This window comes from Oceanicoccus sagamiensis (assembly GCF_002117105.1).
Lineage (GTDB): Bacteria > Pseudomonadota > Gammaproteobacteria > Pseudomonadales > Dasaniaceae > Oceanicoccus > Oceanicoccus sagamiensis.
Genome location: NZ_CP019343.1, coordinates 78,415 through 91,778 on the forward strand (window position 1 = coordinate 78,415; position 13,364 = coordinate 91,778).

Here is a 13,364-nt window from a genome sequence, read left to right on the forward strand (position 1 = left end):
ACTGCGCTGCTTATAAATCCGGAGCCCGCCATGAGCCGCGATCTTCTGCAGCAACCGGTTTAACGGACTCAGCCTCCATTAGGTCACCCCAGTTGGTGCGCTCTCTCATTTCGTCTTTAATCTCTTCAGCGACAAAACTATCACCGCCATGGGTTTGCCAACCACCGCCGAGCGCCTTATAGGTAGCCACCAGACCACGGGCAACCTGCCCTCTGGCCGCTGTTAGCTGGTCTTCATTGAGCAATAAAAACTGCTGTGCATCTAACACTAAGGTATAGCTGATCACACCATCGCGGTATTGGGTTTGCGCCAATTCAACTGCTCGGCGTGACGCCGTTACACTGTCAGTTAAGGCAACGACTCGCTCACGGGAACGCAAGTAAGCTGTTAGGTTAGACTCAACTTCACGGGCGGCATTCAGTACGGTGTTTTGATAAGCGGCAGCGGCTTGTTGGAAGCGTGCATCTTCAACCCGGACGTTATTGCGTAAGCGGCCATAGTTAAGGAAGTTCCAATTAAAGGTAAAGGCACCAAAGTTCATATCACTGCCAGTATCGGTTAGGTCACTACCGTATTCGGAGGCATAACCCACACCACCGATTAAACGGAAAGACGGATACTTGGCGGCCTCGGCCATACCAATGCGCGCGCTTTGTGCAGCAGCTATTAATTCAGCGCGTCGAATATCAGGACGGCGGCGCAGTAAGTCTGCGGGGGCACCCAGAGCAATAGTGTTAGGTGTAGTCGGTATAACACCGCGACCACCCACAATAGCTTGCATATCACTAGGCGGCATGCCCAACAATAAACTCAGTGCTAAACGGGTTTGGCGGATGCCTTTATTTAATTCAGGGATAATGGACTGGGTATTGGCCAATAAGGCTTTGGCTAACTGTACGTCCAGTTCAGTCACCAAGCCGTTTTTAAAACGCACCTGAGCAATTTCGAGGCTACGTGATTGAATCGCTAAATTACTCTCAGCGTAGGCCAGACGTTCTTCCAGTGTGCGTAATAAGATATAAGCGGTGGCCACATCCCCCGACACCGTGACCAGAAAATCATCATAGGTGGCTATACTGGAGGCAAAGTTGGCATCGGCAGATTCAACACCGCGGCGAAAGCGGCCCCAAAAATCTAATTCCCAAGCAGCGTCAAAGCTGGTGCCATAACGCTCAAAGCTTCGATCAAATAAGCCATCGGGCAGCGTGGAAACAGGGTCAGCATTTCTACTCACCCGAGTCTTACTGGCGCTGGCATTGATGCCCTGACTTTGAGGATATAACGTACCGGCGGCAAAGCCTAACAAGGCCCTGGCCTCATAAACGCGAAGGCCTGCTATTTGCAGGCCGATATTTTGCGAGTGTGCACGTTCAATCAGATCATTAAGCACCGGGTCATTAAAGTTTTGCCACCACTGTTCATAGTTATCCGTATTTGTGGTGACACCTTCACCTGTAGCCTCGGCCCACTCCTGATTGATCTCGCTATCCGGGGCTTCATAATCTGGCCCGACCATAGCGCAACCCGTCATTAATGCGCCGGTAAAAAGCAGGGCCAAACAACGGGTCATAGAAGTTGCTGGTCGTGCAAGCTTTGCTATATCGATCATAATGGTGTCCAGGTACTGGTGGTAGAAAAATCAACACGCTATGAGTTGTTATTATGAAACGGTCTAAGCGGTGTTCTTATTATTTCTTATATGATTGAAAACACCTACATTGTTATACATCAGGCGAATACACCCAATCTAAATAAGATATCACCGGGTACACGCAATCACACGAATGTCTCCATCAGGCTGCACTATAAACTCGGCTCAACGAGCATAACAGGAACCATGGACACTTACAGTTTTAGTTACTTGAAAGGGTTAGCCGCTACCGGGGCAAGAAAGAACTTTAAGTTCCACTCGGCACCCACCGGGTCAGGCTGCATAACATAATGCTGTAGCTCTATACCCCAACGCACTGGCGTATTGCCCCAGCGCATAAAACCAATTTTGCCTATACCGATAGGTACACTAAACCGGTCTGAGCCACTTTTTTCCCAATCGATTTGAATATTTGGTGTCATGCCAATGAGATTAACAGCATCTTGTTTCCAGTTAATAAAGTATTGAATATCACTTTGGTTAACATCGGCGCGATCGTCATCGCCCTCAACATCCCACCAGTGCTGTGCCAGCACGCCGATATTAAAACTTTCAAGATTAAAGCCACCCGATGAGTTACCCAGGCGTACAGCCAGGGCTGCCGGACCTGCCGACCATTTTTCCTGACCCAGTACATCTTCAGTTGCGGTTGGAAGTATAAAGGTTGGCCCTACTCCCCAGATAAAACCATCATCACGGTTGGGCGCTGCCAAACTAAACACAATGGTATCGCCAAGGCCATTGGTGCGATCACCAAAGGGGTCATCGGAGTTAATATCTTCATCCCGTGGTGCGCTAAAGGCTTGTGCAACCACCCTGTTTACCAGGTTCCACTCACCATCAAAAATTGGCACCGGTAAAACGGGCTGAAAGCTTAAGCGCTCTTGCATTTTGGAACTGCCGCCGGTCGCATCACCTTCAATAACGGTGTAATCGTTTTGCACGATCAACAGCCAGGCATCAGATACAGGGTTATTGGTTTTTTGAGCCGCCTTTGCCAGTGACATGGGCTCTTCGGCAATCAGGCTATGAGTTGAAAAAACAAGTAATGGGAGTAAAACAATACGGCGTAAAAATGCAATCCTGAACCCTATAGACATAATCCTAACACCCCTGTTGTGTGACGCTTAGTACGTGATAGATCATGAAATGGATCACATCTATTAATACACACGCTTTTTATTGTAGCGTCGATAATAATCTGATTGCTTAACACAAGATAGTTATAGCACTATCCGTTTTGCGCCAAAATGGACTTAACCCTCTCAATTGCCTCAGTTTTATAGCCTGATTTTGATTGGTGATGGACAAATAGGGAAACCGCCGCCAGAGGTTTATTTCTCCCCGGCATGGCTTATCCATAACTATCAACACAATATTGGCTGCTCGCCGACATAGCTGATTGATAGATAAGTAGAAAAATAACACCTTGCCATAGTAACGACACTTAAAGGTTTTTATCCGGATTTAGCCAGTTATCTATGCGCACCCTGTCAAATTCGACTGCTGTATCGGGGCTTTCGCTTTACTCGCCTACGATGAACTAGTATCGTCTGGGCATCAATGCTTTAGACTTAAGAACAGTAGCCCTATAAAACCAACAACAATCTACATGGAGTCAGGCTTGAGTAGTACCGTAATATTCAACAAGTTCAAGTCCCCCAGCGACCTTGATGAAGAAAACAAAAAATTGGGTTGGTCGATTAACTATCGCAAGATAGCTAAGGGACGATATCACGGCTCGATGAGCATCAACGCTAGCGATGACTTTGCTATCGCCAGTGAAACGCATAACTCTTCCATGGAAGTTAATGGCCTAACACCGCCAGATACCTATACCCTGCTAAATATTCATGCACTCAATGGCAGCGTTAGAATTAATGGGCAGCCGACCACTCATTACGGGCAAATTATACTGCCGCCAAACCATGACTTTCATGCGATTACTGTCGGCGGCTGCGAGCTTGATCAGTTTTATCTACCGGTCGACACCTATCACAAAATTCTGGAGAAGGAAGAGTTAAGCGAAAACAGCCTAAGAAATATCAACAAGATGTACGCCACCAGTGAAGCCGGGTTTTCCGCCATCAGCAATACCATCACGAATATCAGTGGCAGCAACGGCTTGGATACTGCCAACAATGACATGGCATTAAACGCTCTAGACAGTAAGATCCTCTCTTTATTAAACACCAATAAAATTTCAGAGAGGACAGCATTAAGTAGGCAACAGTATAAGATCAATAAAACCTATGCCCGAGCCACTACCTATATTCAGAATAATATCAAAGACCCTATTAGAATCCCTGAACTATGCAGAGCCATAGGCACCTCACAGCGTACTTTGGAAAGAACATTCAGGGCAGTGTATAACTGCTCACCCAGACAATATATTGAATATTATCGCCTTTCACTAATCCGGTGCTCTTTATTGAAGAATCATCCACACACTACCAGCATCGAAGCACTGGCACGCGAAGTAGGTATTAATCATATGGGTAGATTTTCTGGGCGCTATTTTGAATTTTTTAATGAATACCCCCATGAAACATTTTTAAAGGCATTGTAAAAATGAATATTTACTCGCCTCTCCACGTTACTCCATACAAGAAAGGGCATTTAGTCACATAGCTGCAGAATGCCTTTAAATCCCGGCGCCTACATTCCGCCGGGATAGTTTGTCTCGCGGAATTTACTTGGTGCCGTTGTATTCCAGCGAAGGAGAAACGCAAGCCGCGCTTTAATCAGTCCTGATACTGGTGACCGACCATAAACCGTAGGGTGGAATACATTCCACCATCGTTACTGATCATCAAAACTGGTGGATTACAATCCACCCTACTCTCTGACCATATAACCCGCTGGTAAACATGCCAGCAGAATGCCTGATAATAAGATTTACTAACTCGGATAGTGGTTTTCCAGCCCATTTGATATGCTGGGCAGCCTGCGCTGAACGCGCCACCAAAAAATAAAGATAACCTCTTAAATATCAATGAGTTAAGTTTTAAGAATGGAAAGTAACGCAAAAAGTACGGAGTCTAAAAAGGCTGCTCACACCCCAATGATGCAGAGGCACCTGAGGTCTGATTTTATGCGGGTTATAGCGGGGTTATCGTCCAACATGCACTTTTACCTACACTGATTCAAAACGTCTAAATTCAGGCCAGGCCGCTAGCGGAGACACAGAGATGTTATCACACTCTGTGCAAAATTTTGAGTGGCTATCGCCCTCAACATACAATCAGTAACCTGCTATCGCAGGTTCCTTACATAATCCTATAGACTACCTAAATACACCATACGACCAACACAACAAGGAAGCCTTTAACTCTGTCCTTCATTAAGACCTACTCCGATCTTAAGTCTACCTACTCACAACACCATACCCCTAGATAAGTACAAAACTCATCGTGAATTGCTTGGCTAAATAGAAACACTATTTGCAGCTTCAGATTAAAGCGTTTGCTAATTTTGTTTTTTCATCATTCCCCCCGTTAGTCACTAAGTGACTAACGCCCAAAAGCGCTATTCAATTTCATAGAAAAAAACACACTAAGTACGAGCCTATAATCGGGTGTTTAGCAAAAAACCAACACACCTAATTCCTCATTGAGTCCGTGCTTAAATCACCCCCAAATACATAACTGAAATTCCAATCAGCTATGCATGTGAAGAGCGTGCCATAAAGAGAATAACTAAAAACTGGATAAGCTCATCGGACATATATTGGCTATTAAAGTCACCATCCAACCTTAAAACACTTAGTAGCATAAACGTTGATTTGAATAGCTTCCGCCGAGTGGCAATAAGACTGGCAAAGCTGATTCGGCGTGTAACTATCCGCTTAATTAGAGGAGATAGCGACATGACGCAGGGTTATTTAACAACAGCATACGCCACTATTATCAACCGGCAGCACCTCGCAAATAAACTGCCAAGAATCATCAATACGAACAACCTTAATGTCATTGAGACCTTATTTGAGCCTTTCATTATAGAAATAGCTGAGATGGTAGCGCCCTATTCCACAATAGCATTAGCTTATTAACAGAGAAAAACATGTCAAATCACCACTACAATACAGATCAACTAGCTCTAGAACTCAAAAATACAGAATCCAAATCAAGGCGTGACCTATCTGGAAATTACTCTGCCATCAGTCAAATAATCGATCCAAAAGGGCTGGCTCAATGGTTTAAAACCGAGAATGGTGCCCAGCATGCCTCGTTATTCACCAATTTATCTAGACTTAAAATCGCCAAACAGGCCTTACGAATAAACCAGACCTCTCAACAACTTGAAAAGCTAAAGCAAGACGCCCCTAACCTCAGACCATTTCTGGAGGTATGTGGTGCTTTTCACCAAGTCCACCAACGGTTCAAGCCGAAAACACCTTTCAAAATCCAGCCCACACTACTTGTGGGACCACCAGGTGTTGGCAAGACCTATATCGTCAATCAGCTGGCCGAAGCTCTGGACATGCATGCTTTTCAGGTTTCACTGTCGACCTCACCAGAAGCCATGGCGTTAAGCGGGAGCTCTCGTACCTACTCAAACTCCACCCCTGGTGATGTTGCTATGCATATGGCGCGCAGCCCTGCTATCAATCCCATTATCATTCTGGATGAATGTGACAAGGCGGTATTTATATCTAGGGAACGTGCGTCCATTACGGGGCCGTTATTACAACTACTAGAAGAGGACACTTCAAAGCACTTTTTAGATACATCACTTCAGGTTGAAATGAATTGCCAATATATCTCATGGATTGCCACAGCCAATCACTTGGATTCAATTCCTGAAGCAGTTTTAAACCGCTTTCATGTAATTGATGTTAAGCCACCAAACAATGAGCAATTAACAATAATGACTGATAAGCTATTAGACACTGTTACCGTATCGTTGGGAGTGAAAGGTCATATCGATATCAAATTAGATAGAGCAGCGCATGAAGTATTTCGAGGAGAATCAATACGTAATATCAAGAAAAGTATTCAACTGGCAACGGTTAAAAAAATATCAGAAAATCTAGCACAAGAACAAATAACACTAGAAATCGATGACTTTGAAAGTTTTACACCAAACAGGAGAAAGCTGCCGATAGGGTTTATTCGTTAACAGTTTCATTGCCTTATTAGCTGATTCAGAAATATTGAAGTCAGCTAGTAACCGTTGAACTCTGCAATGGATATAAGCCAACCCAAAAGCTAAATGATATCAACCTGTTATTACTTGTGGTTTTACAGAGCAGCATGTTTTACAGCCGATAAATCAATGACTTACAAACGTTTTACGGTACCAATAATTGACTAACCGGACGGGACTCGAATTCGCTTTTGGTGTTTCTCTGTGCTTCTGCGTGCACTTAGATAACAATAAAATCAACAACTTAGAGCATATAGAATCAAAGAGGAGCACTGATAAACAGATAAAATGGGCCAAAAAGTGGGCCAAGAGATTGTCTAAAACCAGCCTTTATATACACAATTTGATCAAAGATATGAACTACTTCCATCAAGACCGACTGACTATCTAATACTCATCAATACAGGAAGAACCTAACTAGCGATTAACCAACTTTTGCTTACGATACTCAGCCGGGGCAGCCCAGTCCATTTTTTGAATACGCGAAAGAAGGTGCTTGCCAATTCAAAACCCAACAGATCGGAAATCGTACTAATACTAAGGTCAGGCCGGTTCAGGTAGTGTATGGCCGCCTCCATACGTGACTCATCTTTCAGGTACTGATAACTCGTGCCCTCAGCCGCCAGTTTACGGTGCAGACTGCTGACTGACATACCCAACGATTGTGCCACTTGGCTGGCATTGGGCAATTCATCGCCGATACTCTTAACCAGCAGCGCCTTAACCAATGAGGTAGCCCCCTCCTCCAGGTCTTTCTTGACCAGGCTATAGTAAGGGGCCTTGCGTATAAAGTCCTCAATACTGTCTTCACTCTGTACAACAGGGTAATCCAGAAATTTCTTAGGGAAGCGATAACCGTTAAAACTCTGGCCACAATGATATCTGGGCCTGCCAGACAGTTTTTTGGCGGGCTGGCTGTCATCAGAAAAGCTGTAGTAGATATCGGTCAGGGGTACATACTGGCCAATTAACCAACTGTTAAAACCGTGCCAGGCAGACAGTGTGGCTTTAATCGTCGCAGGGTCACTATCGGCAATTATTGCGTCAAAGGCTTGCGGCTGTACACAATCCAGTCTAACGACTTTAATAGTCGCATTGTCACCCTCAATGCTAAATTGCTGCTTGACCTTAAAACCCCGGCAGATTTCAAAGAACTCACTACTCCTGGTCAAGGCTTGTGCCAGAGTTTTGCAATACACAATCAAGTACAGCAGCTGCCGAATAGTTCCCTTTGGTACTGGACTACCGTTGAGCAAACCAAACCACTCATCCTGGGTCAGTTTGATAATATGGTGGTATAACTCACCATAGCTCAGTATCGACACCGGCTTTTTCGCCGCTATATCGACGGGATCAATACCGATATTGCGCAACAATTTATCGGTATCACAATCCTGCTCGGCTGCCATAGCGAGCATCGTTTCCACAAAGTGGTGAGGCACGGTGGCCAGGTTATTTTCCATAAAAGAATGTGGGCTTCCGGTAAGCGCGTAACAGAAATACTTTCATCGATACAAACCTTTCTGCCAAGTCGCCATAAAGAGTTTGCTTAAGTGCTTTAAATATTCCTGGCTCTTTAAGGGCCTGGGCCAGAAAGGCTCCACCGGCAGGGGCATGGCCGTTGATCGCAGCGATGGTAGGGAAAGGTAGCAGTAGCATGCGGCGGTATTTTCTGGAAATTGAATTAAACCAAACCATACCGTGGAGTAAAAGAAATCAGGGAATCATATTCGGACAGGGCGTCAAAGATCTTAGTAGGGTGGAATATATTCCACCACCCTATATGCGAAATTAAAAGCTGGTGGATTGCAATCCACCCTACGGCAAGCTAACGAGTAACAACTTGCTGGTTGGTGGGTTTTCTTAAGGTTTTTTTAGGCTGTATATAAACGACTCTGGAACTACTAATACTCTCGTTTTTATACTCGCCACTAATCTTAATCGTTATATTGTTAAAGCCCGGTTTTTCCAATAAGTAGCGAAGCTTAACAGCACCCTCAAAATCCTCCAGAGCGATCGACGTATCGATTAACTGAATACCCGGGGTACTTTTAAATTGCATGGTGACATTACTGGAACGCCAGGGGCGCTCAAAGTTAATCGTGAGCTCTGAGGGCTCACCCTGCACCGCTTTTGCCACTGGTGCATGCTTAAGCTTAAATACCGGCTCCGGTGCAGTCAGGCCTGCCAACTTAAGAGCGGCCCCCGTTATTACACCAAAGTTATCGGGATTAAAATACTCATGGGCTGCACAGGCTGCAGCCTTTGGGCTGATAAGCGCAAGATATAAGAAGGCAGCGATGTAGGGATAGTTTCTCAGCATAGGTAAAACCTTGTCATACCAGAACAATAAATCAGGAATCATTTTCGGACAACGATTTAATCTTTATAAAAACACTGATTCCTAAAATCAGTCATCAACAGGCCGTCTGTTAACCCCCCCAGCCATATCGCTGCTTTAGGCAACAACCGATAATTTAGTCTATTATCAACTATAAACGGCTATAACCCCCTGAGAATCAAAGGGGATTGCCCCTAAAAAAGCTCAACAATGATGATGTTAAGCCCTTTAAAATATATCGCTTTGTCCTTATTGATTATTATATGCCCGGCCTACGCCGCCCAGGCTACTAGTCATACCACCTTGAAATTAGGCGCTTATCCCACTACCCAATCAATGAATTATCCACCCTATTACTGGTACGACATCTGTAAAAAACAGGCCAAGGGCAGCATGGTACAACTGGTGCAGAAATTAAGCTCCGACCTGGGGTACCAGCTTGAAATTATTCGTAAACCGGTCACCACACCACAGACCATGGAAGAAAACCATCGTTTGATCGAACAAAAACTTCGGGCCAGAGAAGTCGATGCGGCGGCAACCATGAAGTTTCCTTCGGAAACCTTGAAATTTAACACTGTACCCCTGACTGCAAGAGACATTGTCATTGTCTATCGCAAAGCGTTGGGTAACTTTACAAAGAAAGAGCAGTTTAAAAACTATCGCGGCGGATCCCGTGCGCCAAGAGATAGTAAAAGATCCAGAGTATTTGATAGTTATCAGTTGGAAACCCTGAAAACCTTCAGGGAAGGCTTTACTAAACTCTATAATAAGGAACTGGATTATATTGTCGCAACCCGCCTGCAAATGTCTGCCTTTGCCATGAAGTACCCTATTGGTGATCAACTAGGAATGCTCGATATCGACCTTAACGAGGAAGAACGGACCATATCCAAAGAAAATGATGTCTATCTAGCCGCACTGGCAAATTCTGATATCGCTGCAAAATTGGATACGATTGATCAGCTACTCATCCAGTATCAGAATAAGGGCTATATCAAGCATCTTCATAAGGTTAATTTACAACAGTTTTTAAATGACCGTGATTGTATAGAAACCCGCTAAACAGCGCTGAAAATTACGGCTGATTGATAATAATCTCTTTACTATCCTCTGGAAATTCAAACCACATAAGATCTTCGGTAAGAAAAAAGTTATCTGGCGCCCCGCGCAAAAACACATCTTTTAATAAGGCGGTTGGTGGCACGGGCACCAGGTGATAATAACCCACCATACCTACATTGGATTTTTTACCAAGCTCAATAAGCGACTCCGTCGATGCATGGTAGTCGGTGACATCCAAAACTATCTTGGCCTGTCGTGACTGCCCCACTTCAGCCAAGGCATCCTTTAACGCCATGGTCGTGGGCAGTGACAGTGCGTCGTGCAGCAATAAATCTGCGCCATCAACTATCTTCAAGGTATTTTCAGTGACATTGCTATCCCCTGAAATAACCACACTGCGTCCTTTGTAGTCAAAACGATAACCTACGGCAGGATGAATAGGTGGATGCTCTGCCACATAGGCAGTAATTTTTAGTCCACCGTTGTTAAAAATTACACCAGGGAAAATTGTTTTGTATTCCAGCACACCCAGCGCAGGCGGTAGTAATTCTTCGCCGTGGTGTGCCGTGCGATAAACTCTGTCGTGGCTGTAGCCAGAGTTTATTGCATTGGTGACTTTATCCACACCATAAGGACCATAGACCGTTAACGGTTTAGGCCGCCCCTGTACCCAGGAACTAAGGTTAACCTCATAAATTTCTGCAATATGATCTGAATGAAAATGGGTCAGTAAAATACCCTGCAGACGATTCAACGGCAGTCCCATCAGACCGAGATTATCCGTGGAACCGGCACCGGAATCGATCAGGAAAAAATGCTCCGGCGTAATTACCGCAATACAAGCCTGGGCCTGACCACGACCTAAAGGAGATGCACTACCACAGATATAAACTCGCAAATTCTCTGATTCAGGAAAGGGCTCCGCCCCACGCTCGGCAATACGAGTGGTTCCGGCTTCAAGTAGCCTGTCCTGTACCGCGGGCACTTTTAGCAAGCTGCGGCCTATGACCACTACAACTAATAGACTAACAACAGCGATAAGAATTTTTTTCATTATTGATCATTCCCGAATCTGCAATAGATTTTATAAAGCCTTTGCAAGCATAGCCTCGACGCGGGTACCTGCCAGCAAGGTATCTACACTGCTCTTTGGTCAGTTTCGTTAGTTAAACATCCCGCAGGCCTGGCTTAAACCTGGCACCGCTTGCGACAAATCAGCGGCTGCAAGACTGGGCTGACTTTGTTGCAATAGATCAGTTAGCTTCCCAGCCACTTCAGCAGTCATATCACCATCGTTAACAGCCTGCTTTATGGCATTGTCAGCCTGACCCAGCAAGTGCTTAATCTGGAGAATATCCGTCTCTATAGCCAGCCGCTCTGTGGTCAGGACAAGGGAGCTGGCATTGATTACCCGGTCCGTTGCTGCACAAATAGCATCCCGTGCCATCAAGTCGAGACGAATCGGCTTAAAGCGTGCAATACCGCCGGTAACTTCTGGCGTTAAATCAGGATAAATGGCTTTACCTACTGCGCGCCGCAACGGCGAGTGCGCCACATACAGACTGCCATCGGCCGCCACCACACTCATCGCCAGGGAATCTTCACGGCCCTCGGCAAAGTAACGCAGCTTGCCGGTTTTCCGGTCTAATAAACCCATACCCATATGCAGCATCAAGGTTCTGCCCACCAGAGACTTGCCACCACCAATCATCACCACCACACCATTGGCGGTTACCGTCGCCGTCAGGGCATTGGATTGCACATCCACATTGGCATAGCCATCAAAGCCGTTGAGCTCCCCGGTCCAGCCCCGGGTACCGTGGTCACCGTTATCGATTAACTGGATCACATCCTTGGCCGTTACCGCATAAAGTTCATTATTGTCCGTCGCCACGGTAATGGAACCCACCAGAGGTTCACCGACATTGACTCGCCATAGTTCTCTCAGCTCGCTGTCCAGCGCAATGACATGACCTTCGTTATCAGATACATATAAACGTCGGCCATCGCCACTCAGGGCCGGTGTTGAACCGGTACCGCCCTTGAAGATATTGCGGTTGAGCACCTTAAATTCCAGACCACCTTCGCCATCATCCACCAGATTAATAGAGTAAATGGCGCCCAGCTCTGAGCGGCCATCTACGGTGCCATCTTCGGCATCGGCTGCGGTGGCGGCCATATAGATAATGCTGCTATCGGGATCAATACTGAAAAAGTTGGTCACCACACCGCCGCCGCCATAAATATAATTTACCGCGGAGGAAAATAAACTGTTGCCCTCATCGGTTTTACCAAAGGCTTGATCCATTAACGGATCAACCCGATCCAGTATAAAGCCGGGGATTTTAGTGCCCTTGCCACTGATGGCGGGGGCACCGGGTACCTGGCCAACAGGGGCAATCAGTTCACCCGTCTTACGGCTATAGGCCAACAGGGCACCGGCCTGAGTAATCGATACCAGTGAATCGGTGGCCGGGTGATAATTAAAACTGTGAAACTTGGTCGTATCTCTGCGCTTGCGCTGCTCATCGTCAAGCATCAAGCCAGTGGCTTTACTCCAAACTATCGAGCCGTCCGGACGCACTGCCATCAGACGGTCATAGCCAATCTGGTAAATAATCTGTTGCCCGGGATTGTCCGGATCATTCAAAATAAAGGCGGCGCTGCTTCGGGAAATATCATCGCCCCCGGGAATCACCCAGCGCCGCTCACCGGTTTTTGCATCCAGCGATACCAGCAGCACTCGCTCCCCGTGATAAAAGTTGGCGCTAAAGTAGAGATTGCCCTCATTATCCAGCAGCGGGCCATTGCCTACAAAGTATGCCGGCTCTGCCACCCAGTCCAGCTCAAACATAGGGGCCGCAACACCCCAGACTCCATCCGAATTTCTTACACCAACATGGATGGCACTCCAGGTAACAGGTTCCGGAATAATATCGTAGCTGTGCTGCGCCACTGAGCGGGCGCCCACCGGCTTCCATTGTGTCTTCGCCGGGGGACCAAACACCTTGGGGTTATGCGGTTTCTCGTACAGGAAAAAATGATAGGTGGCATAGCCAAGGCTGGCGATCAATACCAGGCTGATCACATTCCAGATTGTGCTTTTGAACAGGGGGATTATCATAGTCACCACGTTATTTTAGTTGATGAGGGCAGCAC

General features: G+C 46.1%; 9 protein-coding genes. 3 read left to right on the forward strand and 6 right to left on the reverse strand.

The genetic code is table 11. The annotated features are described in order from the left end of the window. Window positions 1-10: 10 nt before the first annotated feature. The gene (locus BST96_RS00340; RefSeq protein WP_157117801.1) at window positions 11-1,609 is read right to left on the reverse strand and encodes an efflux transporter outer membrane subunit; all 1,599 of its coding nucleotides are present in this window, start codon (window positions 1,607-1,609) and stop codon (window positions 11-13) included. Between the two features lie 248 nt (window positions 1,610-1,857). Further along, window positions 1,858-2,751, reverse strand: a complete 894-nt coding sequence (locus tag BST96_RS00345; RefSeq protein ID WP_085756783.1) for a transporter family protein — start codon at window positions 2,749-2,751, stop codon at window positions 1,858-1,860. 524 nt (window positions 2,752-3,275) lie between these two features. On the opposite strand from BST96_RS00345, the gene BST96_RS00350 reads away from it, so the two are divergent. Further along, on the forward strand, window positions 3,276-4,220 hold the full coding sequence (locus BST96_RS00350; protein ID WP_169713851.1) for a helix-turn-helix domain-containing protein: 945 nt from the start codon (window positions 3,276-3,278) through the stop codon (window positions 4,218-4,220). 1,493 nt (window positions 4,221-5,713) lie between these two features. Then, on the forward strand, window positions 5,714-6,772 hold the full coding sequence (locus BST96_RS00360; RefSeq protein WP_085756786.1) for an AAA family ATPase: 1,059 nt from the start codon (window positions 5,714-5,716) through the stop codon (window positions 6,770-6,772). Between the two features lie 440 nt (window positions 6,773-7,212). Here BST96_RS00360 and BST96_RS00365 read toward each other — a convergent pair whose 3' ends face one another. Together BST96_RS00365 and BST96_RS00375 are read right to left on the reverse strand one after the other, a co-directional pair. Next, window positions 7,213-8,262 carry an AraC family transcriptional regulator gene (locus BST96_RS00365; RefSeq protein ID WP_085756787.1) on the reverse strand — a complete coding sequence of 350 codons (1,050 nt, stop codon included), beginning with the start codon at window positions 8,260-8,262 and terminating at the stop codon, window positions 7,213-7,215. Between the two features lie 365 nt (window positions 8,263-8,627). After that, window positions 8,628-9,122 carry a hypothetical protein gene (locus BST96_RS00375; RefSeq protein ID WP_085756789.1) on the reverse strand — a complete coding sequence of 165 codons (495 nt, stop codon included), beginning with the start codon at window positions 9,120-9,122 and terminating at the stop codon, window positions 8,628-8,630. 228 nt (window positions 9,123-9,350) lie between these two features. Between BST96_RS00375 and BST96_RS00380 the strand changes: the two genes are divergently transcribed. Continuing rightward, the gene (locus BST96_RS00380; RefSeq protein ID WP_085756790.1) at window positions 9,351-10,205 is read left to right on the forward strand and encodes a substrate-binding periplasmic protein; all 855 of its coding nucleotides are present in this window, start codon (window positions 9,351-9,353) and stop codon (window positions 10,203-10,205) included. 13 nt (window positions 10,206-10,218) lie between these two features. Here BST96_RS00380 and BST96_RS00385 read toward each other — a convergent pair whose 3' ends face one another. Both BST96_RS00385 and BST96_RS00390 read right to left on the reverse strand, forming a co-directional pair. Continuing rightward, window positions 10,219-11,259 (reverse strand): MBL fold metallo-hydrolase, encoded by a 1,041-nt coding sequence (locus BST96_RS00385; protein WP_169713852.1) that lies wholly within the window; start codon window positions 11,257-11,259, stop codon window positions 10,219-10,221. A 108-nt stretch (window positions 11,260-11,367) separates the two neighbouring features. Then, window positions 11,368-13,329: an outer membrane protein assembly factor BamB family protein gene (locus BST96_RS00390; protein WP_085756792.1), complete on the reverse strand. Its 1,962-nt coding sequence runs from the start codon at window positions 13,327-13,329 to the stop codon at window positions 11,368-11,370. Between the last annotated feature and the right edge of the window lie 35 nt (window positions 13,330-13,364).

Coding starts and splice junctions, on each gene's coding strand:
- BST96_RS00390 (WP_085756792.1), bottom strand. CDS start 13,329: ATGATAATCCCCCTGTTCAAAAGCACAATCTGGAATGTGATCAGCCTG.
- BST96_RS00340 (WP_157117801.1), bottom strand. CDS start 1,609: ATGATCGATATAGCAAAGCTTGCACGACCAGCAACTTCTATGACCCGT.
- BST96_RS00385 (WP_169713852.1), bottom strand. CDS start 11,259: ATGAAAAAAATTCTTATCGCTGTTGTTAGTCTATTAGTTGTAGTGGTC.
- BST96_RS00375 (WP_085756789.1), bottom strand. CDS start 9,122: ATGCTGAGAAACTATCCCTACATCGCTGCCTTCTTATATCTTGCGCTT.
- BST96_RS00360 (WP_085756786.1), top strand. CDS start 5,714: ATGTCAAATCACCACTACAATACAGATCAACTAGCTCTAGAACTCAAA.
- BST96_RS00345 (WP_085756783.1), bottom strand. CDS start 2,751: ATGTCTATAGGGTTCAGGATTGCATTTTTACGCCGTATTGTTTTACTC.
- BST96_RS00380 (WP_085756790.1), top strand. CDS start 9,351: ATGATGATGTTAAGCCCTTTAAAATATATCGCTTTGTCCTTATTGATT.
- BST96_RS00365 (WP_085756787.1), bottom strand. CDS start 8,262: ATGGAAAATAACCTGGCCACCGTGCCTCACCACTTTGTGGAAACGATG.